Below are 23,539 nucleotides of genomic sequence, written 5' to 3'. Positions count from 1 at the left end.
CTTTGAACGTAGTTATTGGCAGGTTGAGTTATTACTATTTTGATTATTACCAACTTGATTAGGATATAACCCAAAATGTTGAAGTACTTCTATTTCAGAAACCTCACCATTACTGGCTGTAGACAATGCTTTACGTAGGATTTTACGTGGCTCTTTATACCCATACAGTAAATGTGTCTTTATATAACCAACTGTCGTTCCTGCATCTTTTGCGTATTTTTCTAAATCTTTTGGGCTTTTATTAAGAATAAAGTCACGGAAATTCATAAAGTGATCCTCTCATACCAATCCCGATATTACCTTTTAGGTAATTAAAATACAACCTTTTTTCTTGTTTACCTTTTTGGTGATAATCGTAAACTTTACAAAAGTGAAAAAATCACTGTATTAGTGATTTCATTTATAAATAGTTGAGTTTTTTATGGACAGCAAAACGATAAGGTATAAAAACACCCGCCTTTTAGTAGATCAAATTGGTGGAGTATCTAATTTTGCTGAAAAGATTAATAAGGGGCAGTCACAAACTAGTCAGTTTGCTGGAACCAATCCAATTAAAGGAATTGGAAATAAAGTAGCGCGTGAAATTGAAGAAGCTTTTAATAAACCCCATGGTTGGCTAGATCAAGTTCATGAAGATATCGAATCAATAAATTTTGATAATAATATAACCGCTCCGTTTCCTATAGCTGGACGGTTAGTACCTGTAATTTCTTGGGTACAAGCAGGAACATGGACAACAGCGGATTCTATTCCAACAGGTACTGAATTTAAGGAATGGTTACCACCAAATCCTAAATGCGGTAAAAATGGTTATGGTCTGATTGTAGTTGGAGAGTCGATGTCTCCAGACTTTAGACCAAGCGATAAAATATATGTAAATCCTGACTTTCAAATAAGTGATTTAAAAACAGGTGATTTGGTTATCGTTGCATGCGACGGAGAAACAGAAGCGACTTTCAAGAAATTGATTGTAGAAAGCAACGGTATGTATTTAGAACCCTTAAACCCTAAATGGCATGAAAAGATCATACCGCTCCAAGAAGGATGTAAATTGGTTGGAAAAGTCGTCGGGTTATATAGAGACGTCTAATTTAAAAATTAAGGTAAAAAATTACCTGGTATTTTTTTTGCAATTATCATACAATTCCCTCTTTATAATTTATTATTTTCTGGGATTTTTTTTGCAATGTTAGCTAATAAAAAAAGCGATCTAAAAAACAATCTATCATTGCAAGATGAACTATTCAACTTATCTACATCTCAACCAGAGGCATGGCAAAAGCTTGGTGCAAATTCTAGGCCTAACGTTCATGGTTTACTCCGGTATCCTGCGATGATGGTTCCCACAATGCAAAGCAATATTTTAGATTGTATTTTAAAACATGCTCCCGAAAATAGTTATATTTTTGATCCATTTGTAGGTTCGGGGACAATTTTAACTGAAGCAACTCTACGATCTTTGGACTTTGTTGGTGTAGATATTAATCCATTAGCTATCCTAGTTTGTCAGGTGAAAGCTATTATTGATCAAGGAGTGGAACTCTCAGAAGTTGCTTCTGAAGTAATAAATAAATTCGAGTTAGATCAAAATACAGATATAGATGTTGAATTTCCGCGGCGTGAAAAATGGTTTTTAAATGAAAATGCAATTGTCTTATCAAAATTAAGACGGGCTATTCAATCTATAGAATCACAAAATATTCGAAAAGTTTTATGGGTTATATTTGCAGAAACGATCCGTCAATGTTCTAACAGTAGAACAAGTACTTATAAATTACACATCAGAAAACCCGAAAACTATATTTTCCCTGAACAAATCATAAAGATCTTTAAAAAACATTTAGAGGATGTCTCAGTACAAATTAAAGATTATCATTTAAAGAAATCTATTTCAAAAAGAAATACGGATATTAATCTTATAATGAGTGATATTCGCTCTGCTGAATTACCACACAATTTACGCCATCAAATTCTTATTACCTCCCCTCCATATGGAGATAATCATACGACTATACCTTATGGCCAATTCTCTTTTCTCTCTTTACAATGGATACCAATTGAGGATTTACCAATAGGAACAAGTAAATTAGCTTTTTTAAATAGCAATAGTATTGATAAAGAAAGTCTAGGCGGTTCTTTAAAAGATATTACTCATAAAGAAGAGCAATTAATTAAAATCTCACACACTTATCGAGAATTTATTGAACATGTAAAAATTAATAAAAAAGGTGAGCGCTGTAGAAAAGTAACTAGTTTTATGTATGATTTTTATCAAGCATTACAACATATTAGGAATGTTAATCATACAGCGCATTGGGTATTTACTACAGGTAATCGAACAGTAGCAAATATTACTGTACCTTTCGATAAAATATTAGAAGATATGGTAACATCGCTAAACGGTATAATGATTACCAACATTACTAGAAAACTACCAGGTAAGCGAATGCCAGCAAGAAATAATTTTAGTAAAACAATTAATAGTGAAGTAACACTTATTGCCGAGTTTAAGTAAGAGCATGTAATGTCTGAAATAAATAATACCAATGCATTTTTACGAGTAAGTACACATGTCCTAATTCAATTGGGGAGAGAACTTGTTACTGATACCGAACAGGCGATTTTAGAGTGTGTAAAAAATGCATATGATGCTGATTCCCCTTTATGTTTAATTAATGTTGATACAAAAATAGAAGATTCTTTAATAGATTACGCAGAAGATATAGATTTCACTAAATTCTTACAAGAATCAGAGAGCGTATATGCTCAATTAGAAGACCCCAAAGTTACGAATAAACGTATTTTAAAATATAAAGGGAAAATAACAATCGAAGATAGAGGAGATGGCTTAACGGCTGATAAAATTAGAAGCTCATGGTTAGTAATTAGTACATCTATTAAAAGATCCGAAACAGATAAACCAAAAATAAAAACACGTTTAGGTCGGACTCCATTAGGAGATAAAGGACTTGGACGCTTATCAACAATGAAATTAGGAGATATATTATTAATAGAATCTGCTACTTCTCCTGAAAATGAAATACATTCTGCTCGATTTAGATGGACAGATTGTGAAGTTGCAGAAACTATTGATAAAATTCCTGTATTAGTAGAAACAAGACCAAATACAGAAAGATTCAAAGGAACACGTGTTTCTATATTAGGTTTGAATGAACGTAATTACTGGGAAAAAAATACTAGAATCTTTGAACTTTCCCAAAGTTTAATGAAATTAATTTCACCATTTGAGGCTACTTCATCTTTTCCAGTTGCAATTACAATTGATGGTAATTCACAAGCTTTAACAGCAATTGGTGATGAACTATTCAAAAGAGCGGTAGCAGATTTTTCATTCGAATGGAAAGAAAATGAATCTAATCAACCTTATTTAGAAGCGACAGCTAAAATAAAGAAGCAGCTATATGTTTCTTCTCGAGGAAATGAAAGTAGACAAATCAAAATCGATACAGTTTTCACACCAGATGATGGAAAATCTTTCTTAAAATACTTAAAAAAAGCTATAAATATGAAAAGATTTGAATGGGTTGAGAATGATAATCCAAATTACTTTTTAATTTTAAAAGAAAGAATATATTGGAATGAAATTATAAAAGATAAGAAAGATGTTAATCTTCCAGGAGAATTTTCAGGAAATTTCTATTTTTTCCATATTGATATTAATGATGAAGAACTTGATGTAAGCGGTCTGAAATTCAATAAAGACATCGTTAAAAATATGTCAGGAATATCCATATTAAGAGATGGATTTCTAATTCGTTCTAACGGAGACTGGTTAAATCTGTCAGCAAGTGCAACTTCTGGTAGTATTTATCATATGCGCCCTAAAAACACTATAGGTTACTTTGCCTTAAGTGGTGAAAAAAATTATAAATTAACAGAAAAATCAGATCGGGAGGGTTTTATTGAAAATGATGTTTATAGAGGTTTTTTAATTATTGCAGAAAGATGTAAAAAATTTGCAAATGATTGTTTAAATAATACTAGACGAGGTTTAGATGATCTATATAAAGAATATCTTGATCAAAATGAAATAAAAGCTTCTAAAATTATTAATAAACCTGCTCTTGAAAGACTAGAAGACTCAGTAAAGAGCCAAGAAAAAACAAAAATTATAGCAAAGACTGCTTCGAATTTACTAAGAGATGAGTTTTAAGAGTTTAAAGATGAGATTAGTCAGTTAACTAATACAAATGAAATCTTAGCTAAAGTTGAGAAACTTACGAATGTTACATTAGAATCTATGGATCAAATCCATAATATTTTAGATGAACAACCATTATTAAAAGAAGCTATTGCTAAAGTCAGAAATGATATAGAAATATCCAACGAACAGAAATTAAGTCTATATGAAAGTGCGGCAGTAGGTTTAAGCGCTAGAGGTCTTACTCATGAAATACGTACTCATTTAACAGAAATACGTATGAGGATGAATAATATACAAAAACTTTCAAAAATCAAGAATGTTTCAGAAAATGATTTCACTCCTGAATTACGTGCAGTGCGTAGTGCATGTGCAAGTATGACTAATACTATAGGTTTAATTGATCCAATGTTGCCTAGAGCGCGACGAATCAAATCTAATATCAATTTACTTGACTTCCTTAATGAATATATAACCTCTCGTGCTTATGGGTTTGATTTTGAAAAAATAGAAATTAACTTACTTAATACTAGAAACTCTTTAACTATTCGCTGTAACCAAAGCAGATTATTACAAGTAATTGATAATATAATTCGTAATAGTGTTTATTGGTTAAGACGTAGTGATAGTATTTTTAATATTAAAATAAAAAAAGAAATCTTTATAGAATTTACAAATAGTGGTTTGATTATTTGGGATACTGGAATAGGTATTGATAAAAAAGTTGAAAATAATTTATTTGAAATGTTTGTTTCAGCTAAACCTGAAGATAGTAATGATGGTCAAGGTTTAGGTTTATTTATATCTCAACAATTATTAAGAGATGAAGAATGTGATATAAGGCTACTTTCTGAAAGAAACACATTTGGAAATATGTATAAATTTTTTGTAGATTTCAGTGGGATTGTTTTATGAATGCTTTAGAGACCGCAAGATTTTTAGGTTATAATAATATTGTATGGATTGATGATCATTTTAATACCTCACCTGAAGAAGTTGCAAATTTAATTATTAGTAATTATGAAGTTTGCAGCCAATATAATTTTAATGATACTTCTATAAATGAGATACTTAATCAATATTCTGCTTTTAAAGATTTAGATACTGTAGATGTTTTTTATGAAAGTATTAAATCTGATTTAATCAGTTTTTTACAAACAAAAGCTCCAGTTGATCTGCTGAGGATAAAAAATATTGTTTTAGAACAAGAAACAGCTTCCAAATCAGAGCATCAAAAAGAACTATCTCCCAAAATTATTGAGCAAATCTGCAATTATTTACAAATTGATAAAGATAAACGTTTAAATTTTAGTAATGCTTATAGCTTTATTTCCAGTACTAAAAATGATAATGATACGCTTTATATGATTGATTTAAGTGAAGGTGAAAGTAATCCAGAAAAAGGGTTAGATATCCTTATCCAGCTAATTAGACAAAAATCCAAAAGTACTGCATTTATCTTAACCCACAACACATCAAAACAAGATGAAAGAAAAACTGAAATTTTATATTCAGATCGGCCAGAATTCAAAAATAAAATTACTTTCTCAGTAATTTCTAAAGAGAAACTTTATAATGAATCATTATTAGATAACTCATTAAAAGCAGCTTTGAAAAAAGTAACATTAAGAAAGAATATGGTTGCAATATTAAAAAAATTAGAGGGTCATTTACAGAGTGTTTATTCAAATACAAATAATCTGTTATTAGATTTGACACCTGAAGATATAGAGAAATATATTTATGAAAAAGGAGAATCTGAAGGGGTATCAGAATTATATGTTATAGAACGAGCTTTTCTTTCAAACACGAAATATTACATTAAAGATTTCTTTAATTTAAGCAAACACCAGCCTACATTAGAGAAATTAAGGCAGTTAAAACATATCCCGATAGAAATCCATGAGGACTTTAAAATTCATCCCAACTTAGAGTATTTCAGAAAATTAGAAATTTTTAATGATTCTAAAGTTATTAATAATAATTTCACCGCTATCTCTTGTGGAGATATATTTGAAATTGAAATAAATAATAAGAAAGAAAAATTTATTTTATTAGCGCAGCCTTGCGATATCGCTCTTAGAGGCCTTGATGGCAATCGAGCCTTAAAAGAAGGAATTCTTGCCCCTTTAAGAGTAAAAAATATTAAATATGATAATCCAAATATAAATTTAATTGAAATACCTAAATTTATACAACAATCTCCTGAATATCCAATAGATTTGTATAGTTCATATCATACTACCTATCAACAACTTAAACGCAGTCAAAAGGAACTTTCTAGAACTTTTAAGTCCTTAAACAAAGCCCTTAAAAAGAATTACGATCTTGAAAATAAATATATTGGCTTAAAGGAAATGAAATTAGACTTTAAAATTGATGATATTCAATACTATGTTAATTTTACAAATGCAATAAATGTTAATTTAAGCATTTTAGATCTGGTAGCTTTCAATAAAGAAGGTTATCTTAGCTTCGAAAATAATCAAACAATTAGTAATCATTTAACAATTGCTATGCAGAAAAGATTCGAAATTATAAAAGATTTATTCAATAAACATTTCATCGAATTGAAAACGAAAAAGGGTTCTAATCGTAATTTCTATTTACAAGCAAACAAAGCTTTACAAATAGCGTTATTCCTAGAAATTACACCAGAATTTAAGTGTAGAAAAAATAAATTAAGTATCTCATGGCCTGTCTCTCGTATTGGAAACATAGCTGAACCCTATGCGTCTGAAATACTAAAAAAATATATGTATATAATGAGCCGAACAGCATATGATTTAGATTACACTTTATCTATTTAATATTTAATTTTTATTAACTTAAAACCTGCTAATTGCAGGTTTTTTCTTTTCATTCATACAGTATCACAAATAAGATAATTTAGGCTTGCAATAAATTACCTTTTTGGTAATATTTATCTCGTAGACAATAAAAAAGCACCCCTGCCTTCGAACTCATGGGTGCTTTGCATCACTGCGAGGTAATTATGAAACAACAACACCCAAAGAGTCAAACCACCCAGATTCTTTTTCAAGAACCCACGGCTGAAGAAATGCAAAGCAAGCCCGGTTCGGTCTTCTCTAACATCTGCGCCATTTTACTCATTGCCAGTTCAGTCTTTGCACTGGTATGCATGCTGCGTAGCTGTGCGAATGAAGCTGAAACTCAGGCAGTGCAAGCCCATGCTTATAACGCGAAGTTCTCTAAAACTGATTCTGCTTTAGTTCAGGTTGTGGAGGCGCGTTAATGAATGCGGCCGTAAATCCAGACAAAATTATTCCAATCCGAGCCAGCTCCCTGTCCGACCTGTTTGACTGTCCGGCACGTTGGGAAGCCAAGAATCTTTTAAACAGACGAACTCCAGCCGGTGCACGCACACGCTTAGGTACAGCAGTTCATGAAGCAGTGACCCAGTGGGACTATCTGAACCTGATTGGTGAAGACGTCACTCTGGAAGAATGCCGCGAGATCCTGCATCACCAGATCTGGCAGCCAGGTGAAGAAGTAGATTGGTCCGACCTGGATCAGAATGCTGCTGAGGCAATTGGTCATTCATTAGTGCAAAAGTACATCACTCATATTGCGCCAACCCAAAAATTTATAGGTGTGGAAGTGCGCTGTGAATCTCTCATCCTTGCTGATCTGGGCATTGAGCTTACAGGTACCATTGACCGCATCTATGAAAATAATGAGGGTGAACTGGGCATTGGTGACCTTAAATCTGGCAAGAATGCTGTTGCTTCAGACGGTACAGTCAAAACCGTAGGCCATACACCACAAATGGGGATTTATACCGTATTGGCCAGTCATGCACTGCAAGAACCGGTACTGGCCCCTGCCCGTATCTACGGCCTGACTACCGGAAAAACAGATAAAGGTCAGCACGTCGGTATCGGTGAAATCGACTCACCAGCAGAGGTACTGCTAGGTACCGAAGAAGAACCTGGACTACTGCACCACGCAGCAAAACTCATTAAGCACGGCGTATTTTACGGCAACTCAAAATCAATGATGTGTCACGACAAATACTGCCCTGTTTACCACACCTGCAAATTTCGCAAATAATTTTTATAAGGATTAAAACAATGACTTCTCAAGTAATGACCGCTGAACAGATCCGTACCTCACGTCAGACTGCTGTAGCAGCACCTAGACCCGTTGAAGTCAGCTTGACTTCACTGGAAGGTTTTGAACTGGCACAACGTATTGCCAAAATGCTTGCCGCCTCAACCATGGTACCGGAAGTTTACCGCGATACACTAAAGATCAAAGACGGTAAAGACCAGAATGGAAACTGGCTGTACCGTAGTGAACCTAACCCGAATGGTCTGGCCAACTGTGTTATTGCCCTGAATATGGCAAACCGCATGGGTGCCGATCCGCTGATGATTATGCAGAACCTTTATATTGTCGAAGGTCGTCCAGCCTGGTCATCACAGTTCGTGATCGGGGCAATTAATACCTCTGGCAAGTACTCACCGCTGCGCTTTGAAATGGAAGACCGTGGTGAAGTGGAAGTGACCTATACCACCAAGGAATGGAAGTGGAATGAGCGCGCCCGCAAGAGTCTGCCAGAAGAAAAAGTCCATACTGTCAAGCTACGCAATATCACCTGTAAAGCATGGGCCATTGAAACAGCTACAGGTGAACGCCTTGAATCTGCTGAAATCTCAATGGAAATGGCAGTGAAAGAAGGCTGGTATCAAAAGAACGGATCTAAATGGCAAACTATGCCTGAACAGATGCTACGTTATCGTGCTGCCTCATTCTTTGGCCGGATCTACGCACCAGAAGTCTTAATGGGTATCCGGACTCAGGAAGAAGAACAGGACGCCATTATTGATGTGACGCCAGAACCAGTACAGCAGACCTCACCGGTGACTACCTCTGACCTTAAGGCCAATGTCGTTAAAGAAGCACCTGTAGAGCAGCAAGCCGAGCAACAGCCAGTTCAGGAAGAAAAGAAACCACGTGCACGTAAACAGCCAAAAGTTGTTGAAGCTGAAAATGTCCAGAATTCTACAGAGAATGAGGTCGTAGAGGCAGAGTTGACTGTGGAAGATCTTAAACAGCTACAGCAAGAAGCTGAGAACTTAATCCAGCAAAATAAAACATCAGAAACTGCTCAGGTCGATGTAAACAAATCTGCTGAAATTAAAAAGAGCTATATGAAGACGCTCACCAGTACCGTTCAAGCTAGCTCTATTAATGGTTTAAAAAGTCAGATCGAGAAGGAGACCAAATTAACTGAGGTCGATAGAAATTACTTATTGGCTTACGTCAAACAGCGTCTTGATGAGGAAAGTGTTTATCAGCAAGGACAGGCACCAGTAGACAAGATCAAGAGCACTTCTACCCGGGCAGGACTGGAACGAATGATTGCAGATACTCAGGATGTGCATCAGCTAGAGACTGAAACAGCTCAGAGTATTAAAAACCATAAGGCCAAAATGACGGTGGAAGATTATAACGAGCTGTTGAGTCTCTACGCACAGCGCAAAGAAGTGCTGTCACAGCAGGATATTTTCGCTGATGCGGCAAGTCTGGTGGATTCCTATATAGCCCATATTGATGCTGCCCAAAGTGTAGACCGTCTGAATGACATCATGAGTGATCCGGCAATCAATAGCCTTCCAGACAATGATACGGCGCGGATCAATGAAGCTTATGACCGTCGCTATGCAGAGATCAGTGAATAAGGGCCATGCCGCCCTATGGGGTGGCAAATTCCATAATAGATATACGGCGGTATCACTATGAAATACACATACTCATCTATCACCCGCACCCTGACTGTCTTTGGCTGCAAGATGGATCATATCTTTACCAATGTAGGCCTGTTTGAAATTGAAGCACTGCTGACTAATGCAAAATTTAAGGAGGCCACATGGAGAAGTTAAATCAAGCTAAGGTAAAGGAGGTGACTTAAATGGCTCGCTATACCATCATTGTTGAAGCTGAGCGACCTCCGCAAATCACGCTGGGCCAGCAAATCGGCGGAGCAATAGTGAAGGAGTTAAAAGAAGTCGAAGTGGAGTTGGTTTCTGCTTCGTACCTGGCTCAAAAATACAACTTATCTGTGACAACAATCAGGGACAAGCTTGTATCGATCAACCAGGGCACACAAGGCAAGGCTTTATACCATCCACGTCTTGCACACGATATGCTCACCACAAAAGTAAAAAGAGGCAGGCCGAGAGCTAATTAGCTCTCACTGTCATTAAACATTTCCACCAGGTCCTGAGCATCAGGATTATAGTAAGTATTCACCAGCATCGAGATAGTTTTATGGCCAGTGATCTTGGCTAATACTTCAACTGGCAATTTCCGAACCTTTACCATTCTTGTAATCGCTTCATGTCTTGAATCATGGAAATTAATATGCGGTAGCCCTGCTCTTTTCTTGGCTCGCATCCATGTTGCACAGAATCTGTCCTTATCGAGTGGTACAAGCTGCTTATTGGTTTTCGGGAGTAATACTAAGAGCCGCTTCGCTTCTTTGGATAACGGTACGTTTCGGGAGTCACCGTTTTTCGTTACGGGTAAATGCACAAAACCTTCTTTAATATTTTGTCTTTTCATGGCAAGGATTTCACCCTGACGCATTGCTGTTTCCAAAGCAAATAGAAAGGCCCACGCAACATAGTGGCGTGATATTTCAGGTGTTGTGGTTCCATCCCAGCTTAATGATTTAAGCATCAAGGCTTGATCTTCTTCTGTGATCCGCTGACTTCTTGATTTTTCCTTACCTGGCATCGTAACCGAATGCCATACATTAGACTCAATTAAAAATAGTTCTTTCATGGCATATGTGAACACGGCTGAATAAATTGCGTGTTCATTTCTAAGCGTTGCCACCTTAACTTCTTTTTTTCTGTTGTTCCGCCACTCTGCAATATCAGCAGGTTTAAAATCATAAATAGACTTGTCTGCCAAGTTTGGCGCAATACGATCAAGGTTTTTAATCTTGAAATTGATGGTTCGTGCAGATCGCATATGCCGACCATGTTCTTGATAATATTTTGCGCATAAATCTCTAAAAAGATATTTAGGCTTTTCACCCTGTTCGATTGCTTTTTTACCGGACCGGAGCTCGGACAATTTATCCATCGCCCAAATCTCACATTCTTTTGCAGAGTCTCTAGTGACTGAATAGCGTTTTTTTTGGAAAGTCACAGTAATGCGCCAACTTGACCCGCGTTGGATGGGTTTTGGTAGTTTCATTTCTTGGTGCAGATTTGGTGCAGATTACTTTTTATTCTAGCGATAAAGTTAAAAAATGAAAGGAAATAGAGGGGATTTTGTGCAGATAAATCTTGGATTTAGTTATTCTATTGCTTGACTACTTTGCCTTAATACATTGTTTTTTATTATTTAATTTTTAATTAATTTTTAATTTCTGTCTAAAATTGGAAGTATGTCACCTAAAATCATTGTATACTACCCTTAAATGATAATGCGTATTGCTCCGTCATAACCCTGATCGAAACAAATCACTGATCTAAACCGAATGAATATTTAATGAGTACCTTACTACTAATTACCTCTGCTCCGACTTCAATATATGCCTGGCATGCACTTGGTCTTGCTCAGGCCTTAAAAACTAAAGATGAAAACTTTCGTGTATTTTTTTACCAAGATGGTGTAATGGTAGCCAATAGCTTGCAATGGTTACCAGATGATCAGCGCAGTTTGACTCACGAGTGGCAAAAACTAAATATTCGCTTACCGGTATGTGTCAGTGCAGCACTAGCACGTGGCATTACTGATGAGCAGAATGCACAGCGTCATCAGATCAGTCAATACAACCTTGCTCAGGGATTTGAACTGGTTGGATTAGGTGAACTGGCAGATGCCGTACAGTCTGCTCAACGTTTAATTCAATTCTAAGTTGTTATTTTCAATAGATTGTTGCTTTTAAAAGGTGAATTGTGTGAGAACTGTACTTGTTATATTAACCCAGCCTAACCTTGGTAGTTTACAGATACATGAAAGCCTTTCAGCCACAATGGTTTTGGCGACTTTTGGCTGTCAAGTCAAAGTGTTACTGCAAGATGCAGCTCTCACTCTATTACGCTCCAAATTAGAATTTGACCAGTTACGCCATGCCTTCAAGATTGCTTCAAATCTGTTAGATAGTTTTGAATTTTATGATTTAACACCTGTACTTATAGAGGAAGAAGACCAAAACTCTTCTTTTGTAAAAAATACACAGCAGGAAATTCAAATTGTAAAGTTTGATGCGGAATTCATCCGCTCTTTTGATCATGTTCTGTATTGGTAATTTTCACGAGTAATATATATGACAGATAAAACCCTTTTTCTTGTACAGTCAGATTACTCCTCCGCTCCTCAGGCATTAAGCAAATTACAGAAAATTTATAGTCCTGAAGATACCATAGTCCTTATGGGTGAAGCAGTGCTGTATTTTTCTGTCGAGTGGTTAAAAGAGTGTGCCTCCCTTTACATATTAAGAACTGATACAGAACTTTTAATAGAAAAACTCCCTGATTTTATTGATCTAATTGATTATTTAAAATTTGCAGATATTATTTTGCAATTCAATCGTTGTATTCGCTTGAAATAATACTTAGGCTATTTTTATGAATCTTAAACTGGATCAGGACGGCCATCTGGTCGATTATACGTTGTGGAATGAAGAGGTTGCTCAGCAACTGGCAAAATCACTGGAGCTTGAATTAACTCCTTGGCACTTCAGAGTCTTACAAGCCGTACGTCAGTTTTACCATCAGTATGGGCATTCTCCTGCCACCCGCCCGCTAATTAAGTATCTGATCAAGACTCTGGATGATCCATTAATTGATAATGCCCTTTTACAGGAAAAATTTAATACCGGCCTAGTTGCTCGGCACTTGAGCCGTCTTGCTGGTATTCCTAAACCTGCTAACTGCCTTTAAGAGTATTTTAAATAGGAAATGAGCAAGATGAAGCCAATTAAAATAGAATAACTTCTTGTTTCCTCTTCTTTTTGCTCAAGATATAAACAGGAAACTTACTGGTAATTAAGATTTTGCCAATATGACTTGCTGAATATTCAGACTGGGATGAGATCAAGTTCCAGCTAGTATGAACAAAAAGGTCAACTTGCTGTATGATATTTATACTATATATTTTTACTGAAAATTTATTTAGATTAAGTAAATCACCTATTTATTTCATTTAGATCTATTGGCTACTTAATAACTATAAATTCACCTTTAGTAAATTTTTCAATTAAAAATTTTTAAATAGATTCATGAGTAAATGAAGAAAAACCCAACTTTATGTATGCAAACCTTCTTTAATAGGACTCTCGTTAAGATCCTCATTTTTTTTAAAATATTTATTTAATTTCAATATTTTAATTATATATCATTAAAAATAAATTTTTTATTTCTCATTCAGTTAAGATATTAAATCAAAAAATAGAATCCTCGAATTTCTGCATAAATCAAACATTTAATTAGATTTAAAAATTTATGTAATAATTTTTAAATCTATAAAAAAATATTTACAGAAAACTTAATGATAAAATTCGTAAATAAAAATATTTTAGAAGAGCAATAAGTAAACTTTTAACCCATTACTAGAAATTTTAATACATCTAGCCAGTTCATGATATCTTTTAAAATTTAAAAAAATTATAAATTTGTCATTTTTTAACATTGCCAATTCCCTGCAAAGTTTTCAATATATAGCTCAATTTTGGCATTGATCTTCTGTTTCAATTAATACAAATTATAAAGAATTTGCAGAATAATATGCCATAATACGCAAACTTTGCTGACATCTTGCAAAGAATGCATATATTTTTGATATTGGAGCAGGCTGGATGAGTTCAACCATTTTGGTTATTCATGGACCGAATTTAAATTTGCTAGGTAAACGTGAACCGGAAGTATATGGTCGTCTTAGCCTTCAGGATATCAATCAAAGTCTGACTTTACATGCTCAAAAAGCAGGATTTTCTCTGAATACTTTTCAAAGCAATTGGGAAGGTGCAATTGTTGACCGGATTCATCAGGCTCAAGATGATGGTACACAGTTTATTATTATCAACCCTGCTGCACTGACGCACACTTCAGTAGCTTTACGCGATGCCTTGCTTGGCGTTGCGCTTCCTTATATTGAAGTCCATCTTTCTAATGTGCATGCCCGCGAAACTTTTCGTCATCATTCTTATTTATCCGACAAAGCAGTCGGTGTGATCTGTGGTTTAGGAGCAAAAGGCTATCATTTTGCTCTGGACTATGCGATCGAAAAAATTAAACCCTCTTCTCACCAATCATAATTAGGAAGACTCATCCATGGATATCCGCAAAATCAAGAAACTCATCGACTTGATGATTGAATCCGACCTGCAGGCGATTGAAGTCAAAGAAGGCGATCAGTCTATCGCCCTGACACGCCGTATGCCGGTCGTTGCAGCGGCGGCTACTCCTGCGATGCCAACTCCAGCTGCATCAGCCCCTGCAGCTAAAGCACCACGTGGTGCAGTAGAAACGTCTCCAATGGTCGGCGTGTTCTATGCAGCACCAAGCCCAGGTGAAGCGCCATTTGTTAAAATTGGCCAGACTGTTTCTGCCGGTGATACGTTAGGTATTATTGAAGCAATGAAAATCATGAATCCGATTGAAGCCACTCAAAGCGGTGTAATTGAAGAAATTCTGGTCAAAAATGGTGAAGTCATCCAGTTTGGTCAACCATTATTCCGCTATCGCGCTTAATACCCGGGGATTCATATGTTGCAGAAAGTTTTAATTGCAAACCGAGGTGAGATTGCCTTGCGCATCACCCGGGCTTGTAAAACTTTAGGAATTAAAACCGTTGGTATTTATTCCGATGCCGACAAGGATCTGATGCATCTACGCTTTTGTGATGAAGCAGTATGTATAGGGCCTGGTACCAGCAGTGAAAGCTATCTAAATATTCCGGCTATTATTACAGCAGCAGAGATTACCGGTGCAGATGCAATTCATCCGGGTTATGGTTTTTTATCTGAAAATGCTGAATTTGCAGAAATCGTAGAAAGTTCAGGATTCATTTTTATTGGTCCACGTCCTGAACATATTCGCCTGATGGGTAATAAAGTTTCAGCAATCATGGCGATGAAAAAATCTGGTGTACCGACCGTACCTGGTTCAGCTCATGCTGTAACGACCAATAATGCTCTTGCTGAAGCAAAAGAAATCGGTTTTCCGCTGATTGTTAAAGCTGCCTCAGGCGGTGGTGGCCGTGGTATGCGTATTGTCGAGCGTGTAGACACTCTGCTTGAATCTGTCCAAGCTGCCCAGCGTGATGCTGAAATGTGGTTTGGTGATGACACGGTTTATATGGAGCGTTTTCTGCAAAAACCTCGTCATGTAGAAGTTCAGATTTTGGGTGATGGCAATGGTCATGCCATTCATCTTTATGACCGTGACTGCTCTTTACAGCGCCGTCATCAGAAAGTTCTAGAAGAAGCACCTGCACCATTTCTGCCAGAACAGGCACGTGCAGATATTCTTGAAGCATGTGTGAATGCTTGCAAATTAATGCAATACCGTGGCGCAGGAACATTCGAGTTTTTATTTGAAGATGGTGAGTTCTTCTTTATTGAAATGAATACGCGAGTTCAGGTTGAACATCCGGTGACTGAAATGGTAACGGGTGTAGATATTATTGAACAGCAGTTGCGTATTGCAGCAGGTATCGGGCTTGATCTTCAACAGGAAGATATTAAAGTACGCGGCCATGCAATCGAATGTCGAATCAATGCAGAAGATCCTTCAACCTTTATGCCGTCACCAGGTAAAATCGAGCAATTTTATGCTCCAGGTGGCGCAGGTATCCGCTTAGATTCACACATATATCCAGGCTACAGTATTCCACCTTATTATGACTCTATGATTGCCAAGCTGATTTCACACGGTAAAGATCGTGAAACTGCAATTGCCCGGATGAAACAGGCACTAGATGAAATGATTCTTTCTGGAATTAAAACCAATATTCCATTGCATAAAGATCTTATTTTACAAGATAAGAATTTCTGTAGCCAAGCTATGGATATTCACTATCTGGAAAAGCATTTACTTAAACAGCTTGAAGGTCAGCAAGAGGCCACCAAAGCCAGCTAGTGATGTATCATGATAAAAAAGCCTTTTGATTCAAGAGGCTTTTTATTACCTGATTTTTTATGGTTTATGAAAACTAAAGTTAAATAGTACAAAGAAGTTTAAGGCAAAATTCGCTTTAATGTAGCAAAACACTCCTGCCCTTTTTCTGTAGCACAAAAATTGATCGTATGAGTATTTTTCCATTGGACAAAGTACTGAGAAATCTCACCCGTCTGGTCTTCTCGTCGACCAGAGCAATCCGTCTGATTATTATCGTATCTTACCTGCATGATTAACGCAGGCAACTTGTCTTTTAAGTCATCTGAAGGTTGATAATCATAAAGTGCATACGACCACTCTTGACCACTTTTAATCATTACTTCATTGTCATTTCGAAAATTATAATATTCTACACATTTTTTATTGTTAGGAATTTCCATGCCCCATAGACCCATAATTTCAGGACGAGTAAAAATACGGATCGTATTAGCAGATAATTTTTCTGACTGGGCTTCAGTTTGCGCAGAAGATGTTGATACTGGTTGCTGTTCTGCCCATACCCAACCTGAACAAAGTGTAATAAGAGCTGTAAGATATAGTTTTTTCATGAATTTTTTAACCTTGTCCCCATAAAATTTAAGTTAGCATAAATTTGTAAAAAAACTTGTTTGAATAACGTTATAAAACAATATTTATCTTCACTCTTGATTTATTGCAGAGGGGTTTTACAATTAGGTAATATTATAAAAATCAGCTAAGCTAAATTGCTCCGTATCATAATATACGTGTACATCCCAGAAATAAAAGATCAAAGATATAAAAATACATAGGAAATATTTAAATAATGAAAATTCAAGAATATATGCAATATGATGGCTTGGGACTAGCTCATCTTGTTAAGAATAAACAGGTACAGGCTTCCGAACTTTTAGAACTTGCTATACAACGCGTAGAAATTGCAAACCCTGAGCTCAATGCAATTATTATTCCTATGTATGAGTATGCTCAAAAGCGGACAAAACTGGATTTAAATGGTCCATTTGCCGGTGTACCTTTTTTAGTAAAAGACCTGTTTCAAGAATACAAAGGCATACCGACCAGTTATGGCTGTCAGGCATTAAAAAAGCTCCCCTACATTCCCGAGTTTAATGCGGAGATTGTAAATCGCTGGGAGAATACAGGTATTATTACATTAGGCCGCACCAATACACCTGAATTTGGTATCAAAGGAATTACTGAACCAGATGCATGGGGGAGCTGTGCTAACCCATGGCATTTAAAACACAACAGTGGCGGTTCTTCTGGTGGTTCTGCCTCAGCTGTAGCAGCAGGTATTGTACCGGTAGCAGGTGCAGGAGATGGTGGAGGTTCTATCCGGATTCCTGCATCCTATTGTGGTTTGTTCGGACTTAAACCTAGTCGTGGTCGTACGCCATGGGGCCCTGGTATGAGTGAGGCCATGCACGGCGCAGCTATGCAGCATGTTCTGACACGAACAGTACGAGATAGTGCAGCTATGCTTGATGCAACACAAGGATTTGAATCTAGCTCGCTCTTTAAAATTGAGGCTCCTTTACAGCCTTATAGTGAAGTTATTCAGCAGCCACCCAAGCAATTAAAAATAGCTTTTTCTACTGTTTCACCTATTGGTACACCAGTTTCTAAAGATGCTGTTAATGCAATTCAGCATACTGCTAAAATTTTAGAGTCTTTAGGGCATATTGTTATAGAAGACCAGCCCGCAATCGATGGTATGGCCTTAGCCAAAGATTTTATTACGACATGGTTTAGCCAGTTCTCTTATATGTTGGCACAGATCAAGCAGCAGACTCATGCTAAAGATCAGGATTTTGAACTGGATTCTCTAGCCTTGGCTGCTTTTGGAGCACAAACTAGTGCTAATGAGTATATTCATAATCTCAATAACTGGGGCGATTATGTCAGACAAATGAATTATTTTTTTGATCAGTATGATCTTTATTTAATACCAGCTACTGCTTCAGTAGCCCCTAGAAATGGAGAGGTTACCACACCAAGCTGGCAAAAACCGATCCTGAAAATGTTAATTAAATTAGGTAAAGCACATTATCTTGTACGCGGAAAACTGGTCGAACAAATTATTCGTGAAAATCTGAAATGGGTACCCTTTACCCAGCTGGCAAATATTACTGGACTTCCAGCAATGTCAGTTCCACTATATTGGAACAAGGAAAATCTCCCACTAGGTTCGCAATTTATTGCACCGTTTGCCCGTGAAGACCTCCTCTTCCAATTGGCTGCTCAGTTAGAACAGGCTCAACCATGGATAAGCAAGTATCAAGAAATTAAGGTCTAGCTCTATAAAAGCCTGTTATCACACAGGCTTCATTCCAGTTGGTATGAAACCTCAGCGATTTTATATATAAGCGCAGTTTATATATAAAATTATAAATTAAGACTCTAATATTTTTTCAGAATGATTTGTCGAATTCTATACAAAGATTAATATTCGCTTGACCTTGACGCGCTTGTAATCATAAAAACAGTCTACCCCTCCAAGATCTGCCAGTAATAGCCTTCCAGTGCATTGTCTGATGCTATACCTCATCCCCATATAAGTACTATCTAATGCCTGATCCCGACTTTGCTTGCTGCCTGGGTGTGAAGTTATCCCAAATAAGTCGCTTTAGTTCTTACACTTTACTTCAATCTGATACTCATCTTGAGTAACTTTAATTTTAATCTTTTTATATCTTCTTTTATTAGGGTCTATAGCAGAGCCTGCTACCTCTTCAAAAAAGGCTCTATCATTCATTAATTCCCCATAAGCCTTATAACCAATCAATATTTTTTCTGGCGACTGATTTTCTTCCTTAATTCTAGCAAGCATATTGTCTAGATTTTTAACATTGATATTTGGCATAATTGAGCTACTCAAAAAGTTAAGACTCAATTTTCTTCTATTTTTATGACTAAAAGATGAATTTACTCTTTATTAGATTCAAATATATATTGAAAGTTCATTGTTTTAACTAGAATTAATTAAAAATTTTATGGTTTTTAATATATCTTGATTTAACTTTATGCAGCCTAATGTCTGGATTGAAAAAACTAAAAGTGACTTTATTTGCTCAATGGATATTAAACTATTTTTAACTAAGAAACAGGTCCCAGGTCTCTTGTATTAAAAAATGAATAATAAGCTAGAAATTTAGATGTCTTTTTTAGCATTATTATATTAATATTTTAATATATTATAGATAATTAAAAAGCTCATCTTTCAATGAGCTTTTTAAATTGTATTCACATATGAGTTTTATTAGTTACTTTAACTATGAAAATCCCTTAATATAAACTGTTTAATAGTTTCATCAAAATTAGCTTGTGAAAAGTTTAGCTTATTATGTTTTAAATTTTTATAGCAATAGCTAACTGCCATACTCATACCAAATAAAGTCAACAATTTCATTGCTCACCTCAAATTATTTAACTGACTGAATATAAAACTATCATCTTAATATGTAGCCTTCCAACCCATTTTCTCTTACTTTCTGTACCTCATGTAAAAGGATGTATATAAAAAAAGCTTGTCAAATGACAAGCTTTTTTTGCATATTCATAGAGTAAACTTAATAAATCTTCATCCCTGTAGTAGACTCTTTTTTAATCAAAAAACATACTACCCACAAGATGTAACTATATTGTAGTTATGATTTAAACTCTTTAACCACATGAAGCATCTTTAATCTGGTTAGTTACAGGATCTATAATTACTGTAATGCGCTCAATACGATAGTCCATCGTAGCTGGCTGATTAGGAGTGAGAGTGCGAACAATTTTAGAACCAGTTTTCTGTTTAATTTGCTCATCACTTAAACCAGTATGTCCAACCAGTTTTTTAGCTTCTGCCGGAAGACACTGAGCCTGACCCATATTAGTATTATTGGATACTCCATTTTCTGGAGAGTTTGCACAAGCAGTTAATCCTGTAGCTACCAGCGTTAAAGCTAAATAAGTAATTTTTTTCATCATCTTTACTACCCTTCTTCAAAAAAACAACCCTAACAAAAAAGTATTCTTATAATCAATAAATATATATAGTTCGTTTGTAGAATTAACTAGTCATTCGAACTACTACCATCAGAGCTTGAAGATGTATCGTTATTAGTATTACCCCAAGAGCCAGTAGCTCCACCTCCACTAAATGAACCATTATTCCCTGTATATTCTGTATGCTTTGATGAGGAATCCTGCTCTAGGGTGCTTATATAATGATAACTACAAGTAATTTCATGAAATGAGTTTTTAATTGGTTCGCAGTAGCGTAAACTTTTAATTTTTCGATGCCTAAATTTTTTATAGCCTATAAAAATTAAGAGTAATATAATTGAACCAGAGATTACATAAAGCATAATAATTACTCTGTTGTTAACGTATAACTTACTTTTAAAGCTTAGAGGTTAATATATTAAATATTTTGTTATTCGTATTAGGTTGAATTATTATCTGACGCAGAATTATTATCTTTTGGATATCTATTGTTATAGGATTCATTTTTGCTCTTCTTTCTAAAAAGCTCTATATTTATTAAAACATACAGAACACATAATAAAATTAGACCCAAAATCATGAAAAATAAATTCATCTAACAAGAGCCTACATATAAATTAAGTAGTCTATTTTTTAAATAAACTCTAATATTTAATAAATGAGCTACTATTAACTAAAATAGATATTTTGATAATTTACTTAACTTCATAAATAAATTTTTATGAATCCTGCTCTAATGTATGAGGAGACTCAGGTTGGTTTTTATCACTTTCTTCTTTCTTGTTCGCACAAGCAGTTAGACTAAGAGTTACAGCTAAAATAACACCAGTTATAGTTAAATTTTTCATATTTTTCCTAACTTTTCATTACCTAGTTCGTTATTATAGAAGATATAAATTACTAATTCTTTCTACTTATATAGTACAAATGTTATAAATACGTATAAAAATTTGTCTTTGAAAATATATAAAATTTATCTTTTCTCCTGTAAACTACATATATATTTAAGTAAAAAATGATTCATTTTAATTATCTATTTATATAATTTTTTTACTCTTGTGATAGAATTTACAAAAACAAATTACTACCTGGATACTCATATCGTAGTGTATATTTAATAGAATTAATAGCTGGCTAACTTTCTGGCATGCCAAATACTTACCAAAGAAAAATTTTTAAACTTAATTTAAGAAAATTAATTCTAATTTTAACTGCTTTAGCAGTCTCATTTTTATTTGTTATCTCCTTAGTAGCAAGTTATATCCTTTTTAAGAAAGAATTAGTCAAGAAATCACTTTTCTCAACTATGAATATGCTTCTAAAATTGCTTCGAATACTGACAGGAAACTTCAAGTTACTTTAAACGAACTGAAATACAGCGCAGATATAATAGGTCAGGGCTTTGATCAGCGTACATTTAAAGAACATGAAGTTGAGCGACTTAAAAATCTTTCTCATCACTTTGACACTTTAATTATAGGTAATAGCCAAGGATCGGTTACTGAATACACATTAAAGCAGCTTAATCTTGATCAAAGACAAGTGTCTACCTCACTGGGAGTTCAGGGATCTTTACGAAGTAAGCATGCTTATATCTCACCGCCCTATTATTCAGTCAGAAATAATTTGGTAATCTTTATCTCACAGCCAATCTTTGATAATAAACATATCTATAAGGGGTATGTAGGCACTTTAATTCATTTAAAAGAAACTAACATGATTAATGAATTACTGCCACTGGAATATAACTATAAAAATAACAATATCTATATCATTGATAGAAATGGAAAAATTGTATTTGATCCGAATAGGAAAAAAATCGGGGGTCTCGTAGCCCAGAATAGTAGTATGGCCTCTATAGAGTATAGAAAAAGTGGAAAAACTGAATTAATCAATGATATAGGAACAAAATATATAGCTGGTTTCGCCTACATACCTACAACCGGATGGATTGTTGTTTCACAAGAACCATTGGCCGATTTAATTGATGAAACCAAATCAATTATTTTTAGATTAAGTGGTGTAATCTTTATATTTTATCTATTAATTTTCTATATTGTCTGGAGAGCATCTGCTTTTATAGCCTCACCTCTCCATGAGCTTGCCAAGATGGCGAGTGCTTTGAATCAACCTGAGACTAAAACAAAAATTAAGAAAATTAAGAAAATTAAGCCATGGTATTACGAAGTACAAAAATTCAAATTTTTATTACTTTCTAGTATTGAAAAATTTAGCAGTAAAATTGATGAAATGAACTTTCATATTAATTCTGACGCCCTTACTCAACTCTTTAACCGTAGAGGTATGGAAATTTTTGTTAAAGAAATGATAGATTCTGATATACATTTTTCTATATTACTTATAGATATAGACCGTTTCAAACGCGTTAATGATACTTATGGCCATGATATAGGAGATGAGGTATTAAAAATTCTAGCGAAACTTATACAGGAAAATTTTCGTAAAGAAGATCTGTGCTGTCGTTACGGAGGTGAAGAGTTTATTGTGGTTATTCCAAATAATAATAAGCAGGAAATTTATGAAAGTGCAGAGAGATTTCGACGTATTGTAGAAGCATTTGAAATTAATAATGTAGGTAGAATTACCATTTCTATAGGTATCGCATCTTGGCCAGACAGTGCAGAAGAATTTGCACAAGTTTTAAAGATTGCTGATAATAATCTTTACTATGTAAAGAACAATGGCCGTAATCAGATTAAATATAGCTAATTATAATAAAACGACAGAAATAATCTGTATAATAAGTATTTAATTATTTCATTTAATAAAATTATATAATATTTAAATGTAAAGTAAAATGCTGACCTTATATCAATATAAGAGACTAATGTTTTGTTTTTATCTAAATATATTGTACCATCCCCTTAAAACTATAAAATAAAAATTATTATATAAAATTAAAAATATCATAGGGTTATCACATTTTTCATACAAAAAAACAAGTTATTTAAAACCTGATTAAAAAATTAACTCTTCGTTTTTTATAAATTTAATTTTTAAAAACCGATTTTTGGATTTTATGCAACTTGTTGTAATAACTATTTTTTTATTAATAATTCTATAAAATAAACCGAGGAACTAAAATCATTACCTTGAGCAAATATATATGATTCTGGTGAGGCTGCTATACGTAAGTAAGCTTAAAAAAAATAAAAATGCCGTTAAAGATTTAATGGATATACTTACAGAAGCTATAACATATAATAGTCCACATGAGATTTAT

General features: G+C 34.7%; 24 protein-coding genes and 1 pseudogene. 19 read left to right on the top strand and 6 right to left on the bottom strand.

What is annotated here, in order from left to right; all coding sequences use genetic code 11:
- Positions 1-12 precede the first annotated feature (12 nt).
- The gene (locus B3X18_RS07745) at positions 13-267 is read right to left on the bottom strand and encodes a hypothetical protein (protein WP_034688592.1); all 255 of its coding nucleotides are present in this window, start codon (positions 265-267) and stop codon (positions 13-15) included.
- 154 nt (positions 268-421) lie between these two features.
- Between B3X18_RS07745 and B3X18_RS07740 the strand changes: the two genes are divergently transcribed.
- The 10 genes from B3X18_RS07740 to B3X18_RS07695 all read left to right on the top strand — a co-directional run bounded on the left by B3X18_RS07740 (position 422) and on the right by B3X18_RS07695 (position 10,379).
- Complete coding sequence (locus tag B3X18_RS07740; protein WP_034688591.1) at positions 422-1,090, top strand: LexA family protein; 669 nt, start codon at positions 422-424, stop codon at positions 1,088-1,090.
- Between the two features lie 96 nt (positions 1,091-1,186).
- Positions 1,187-2,515: a DNA methyltransferase gene (locus tag B3X18_RS07735; RefSeq protein ID WP_034688589.1), complete on the top strand. Its 1,329-nt coding sequence runs from the start codon at positions 1,187-1,189 to the stop codon at positions 2,513-2,515.
- Positions 2,516-2,524: 9 nt separating this feature from the next.
- Positions 2,525-4,174: an ATP-binding protein gene (locus B3X18_RS07730; protein WP_034688587.1), complete on the top strand. Its 1,650-nt coding sequence runs from the start codon at positions 2,525-2,527 to the stop codon at positions 4,172-4,174.
- Between the two features lie 87 nt (positions 4,175-4,261).
- Positions 4,262-5,077, top strand: a complete 816-nt coding sequence (locus B3X18_RS07725) for a sensor histidine kinase (RefSeq protein WP_034688586.1) — start codon at positions 4,262-4,264, stop codon at positions 5,075-5,077.
- Positions 5,074-6,972 (top strand): hypothetical protein, encoded by a 1,899-nt coding sequence (locus tag B3X18_RS07720; RefSeq protein WP_034688584.1) that lies wholly within the window; start codon positions 5,074-5,076, stop codon positions 6,970-6,972. The genes B3X18_RS07725 and B3X18_RS07720 overlap by 4 nt, the downstream gene beginning before the upstream one ends.
- Before the next feature lie 185 nt (positions 6,973-7,157).
- Positions 7,158-7,418 (top strand): hypothetical protein, encoded by a 261-nt coding sequence (locus B3X18_RS07715; RefSeq protein WP_034688648.1) that lies wholly within the window; start codon positions 7,158-7,160, stop codon positions 7,416-7,418.
- Positions 7,418-8,236 (top strand): RecB family exonuclease, encoded by an 819-nt coding sequence (locus B3X18_RS07710; protein ID WP_034688582.1) that lies wholly within the window; start codon positions 7,418-7,420, stop codon positions 8,234-8,236. The genes B3X18_RS07715 and B3X18_RS07710 overlap by 1 nt, the downstream gene beginning before the upstream one ends.
- Before the next feature lie 20 nt (positions 8,237-8,256).
- Positions 8,257-9,870: a recombinase RecT gene (locus B3X18_RS07705; protein ID WP_034682179.1), complete on the top strand. Its 1,614-nt coding sequence runs from the start codon at positions 8,257-8,259 to the stop codon at positions 9,868-9,870.
- A gap of 57 nt (positions 9,871-9,927) precedes the next feature.
- Positions 9,928-10,071 carry a hypothetical protein gene (locus B3X18_RS07700; protein WP_005404974.1) on the top strand — a complete coding sequence of 48 codons (144 nt, stop codon included), beginning with the start codon at positions 9,928-9,930 and terminating at the stop codon, positions 10,069-10,071.
- A 29-nt stretch (positions 10,072-10,100) separates the two neighbouring features.
- Positions 10,101-10,379 carry a hypothetical protein gene (locus B3X18_RS07695; RefSeq protein WP_034430129.1) on the top strand — a complete coding sequence of 93 codons (279 nt, stop codon included), beginning with the start codon at positions 10,101-10,103 and terminating at the stop codon, positions 10,377-10,379.
- On the opposite strand, the gene B3X18_RS07690 is transcribed toward B3X18_RS07695, so the two are convergent.
- Positions 10,376-11,395: a tyrosine-type recombinase/integrase gene (locus B3X18_RS07690; RefSeq protein ID WP_005404975.1), complete on the bottom strand. Its 1,020-nt coding sequence runs from the start codon at positions 11,393-11,395 to the stop codon at positions 10,376-10,378. The two genes, B3X18_RS07695 and B3X18_RS07690, sit on opposite strands and share 4 nt — an antisense overlap.
- Positions 11,396-11,692: 297 nt before the next feature.
- Here B3X18_RS07690 and tusD point away from each other — a divergent pair, with 297 nt between their 5' ends.
- The 7 genes from tusD to accC all read left to right on the top strand — a co-directional run bounded on the left by tusD (position 11,693) and on the right by accC (position 16,287).
- Positions 11,693-12,061 (top strand): sulfurtransferase complex subunit TusD, encoded by a 369-nt coding sequence (tusD, locus tag B3X18_RS07685; protein ID WP_005014468.1) that lies wholly within the window; start codon positions 11,693-11,695, stop codon positions 12,059-12,061.
- A gap of 43 nt (positions 12,062-12,104) precedes the next feature.
- Entirely contained in the window at positions 12,105-12,455 is a 351-nt protein-coding gene (locus B3X18_RS07680) for a hypothetical protein (RefSeq protein WP_005025766.1), read from the top strand.
- 18 nt (positions 12,456-12,473) lie between these two features.
- Positions 12,474-12,758: a hypothetical protein gene (locus B3X18_RS07675; RefSeq protein ID WP_005025764.1), complete on the top strand. Its 285-nt coding sequence runs from the start codon at positions 12,474-12,476 to the stop codon at positions 12,756-12,758.
- A 16-nt stretch (positions 12,759-12,774) separates the two neighbouring features.
- Complete coding sequence (locus tag B3X18_RS07670) at positions 12,775-13,089, top strand: TusE/DsrC/DsvC family sulfur relay protein (protein ID WP_005025762.1); 315 nt, start codon at positions 12,775-12,777, stop codon at positions 13,087-13,089.
- A 914-nt stretch (positions 13,090-14,003) separates the two neighbouring features.
- Positions 14,004-14,462 (top strand): type II 3-dehydroquinate dehydratase, encoded by a 459-nt coding sequence (aroQ, locus tag B3X18_RS07665; protein ID WP_005014473.1) that lies wholly within the window; start codon positions 14,004-14,006, stop codon positions 14,460-14,462.
- 16 nt (positions 14,463-14,478) lie between these two features.
- A complete protein-coding gene (gene accB, locus B3X18_RS07660) occupies positions 14,479-14,898 on the top strand; it encodes an acetyl-CoA carboxylase biotin carboxyl carrier protein (RefSeq protein WP_005014474.1) in 420 nt (139 codons plus the stop codon).
- Between the two features lie 15 nt (positions 14,899-14,913).
- Positions 14,914-16,287, top strand: a complete 1,374-nt coding sequence (gene accC, locus B3X18_RS07655) for an acetyl-CoA carboxylase biotin carboxylase subunit (RefSeq protein WP_005025758.1) — start codon at positions 14,914-14,916, stop codon at positions 16,285-16,287.
- Between the two features lie 98 nt (positions 16,288-16,385).
- Here accC and B3X18_RS07650 read toward each other — a convergent pair whose 3' ends face one another.
- Positions 16,386-16,874, bottom strand: a complete 489-nt coding sequence (locus B3X18_RS07650; RefSeq protein WP_005025756.1) for a hypothetical protein — start codon at positions 16,872-16,874, stop codon at positions 16,386-16,388.
- Positions 16,875-17,110: 236 nt separating this feature from the next.
- Between B3X18_RS07650 and B3X18_RS07645 the strand changes: the two genes are divergently transcribed.
- A complete protein-coding gene (locus tag B3X18_RS07645) occupies positions 17,111-18,601 on the top strand; it encodes an amidase (protein WP_005025753.1) in 1,491 nt (496 codons plus the stop codon).
- A 330-nt stretch (positions 18,602-18,931) separates the two neighbouring features.
- On the opposite strand, the gene B3X18_RS07640 is transcribed toward B3X18_RS07645, so the two are convergent.
- From B3X18_RS07640 to B3X18_RS07630, 3 genes are all read right to left on the bottom strand, one after another.
- A complete protein-coding gene (locus B3X18_RS07640) occupies positions 18,932-19,168 on the bottom strand; it encodes a hypothetical protein (RefSeq protein WP_005014486.1) in 237 nt (78 codons plus the stop codon).
- An 800-nt stretch (positions 19,169-19,968) separates the two neighbouring features.
- Entirely contained in the window at positions 19,969-20,277 is a 309-nt protein-coding gene (locus B3X18_RS07635) for an I78 family peptidase inhibitor (protein ID WP_005025747.1), read from the bottom strand.
- A 737-nt stretch (positions 20,278-21,014) separates the two neighbouring features.
- Positions 21,015-21,143, bottom strand: a complete 129-nt coding sequence (locus B3X18_RS07630; protein WP_005014493.1) for a hypothetical protein — start codon at positions 21,141-21,143, stop codon at positions 21,015-21,017.
- A gap of 299 nt (positions 21,144-21,442) precedes the next feature.
- On the opposite strand from B3X18_RS07630, the pseudogene B3X18_RS07625 reads away from it, so the two are divergent.
- A pseudogene (locus B3X18_RS07625) lies at positions 21,443-23,025 on the top strand (sensor domain-containing diguanylate cyclase).
- Positions 23,026-23,539: the final 514 nt, after the last annotated feature.

Source organism: Acinetobacter sp. UBA6571 (assembly GCF_002434085.1).
Taxonomy (GTDB): Bacteria; Pseudomonadota; Gammaproteobacteria; order Pseudomonadales; family Moraxellaceae; genus Acinetobacter; species Acinetobacter radioresistens.
The sequence above is the reverse complement of the archived record's forward strand: the minus strand, read 5'-3'. Positions and strand labels throughout refer to the sequence as shown.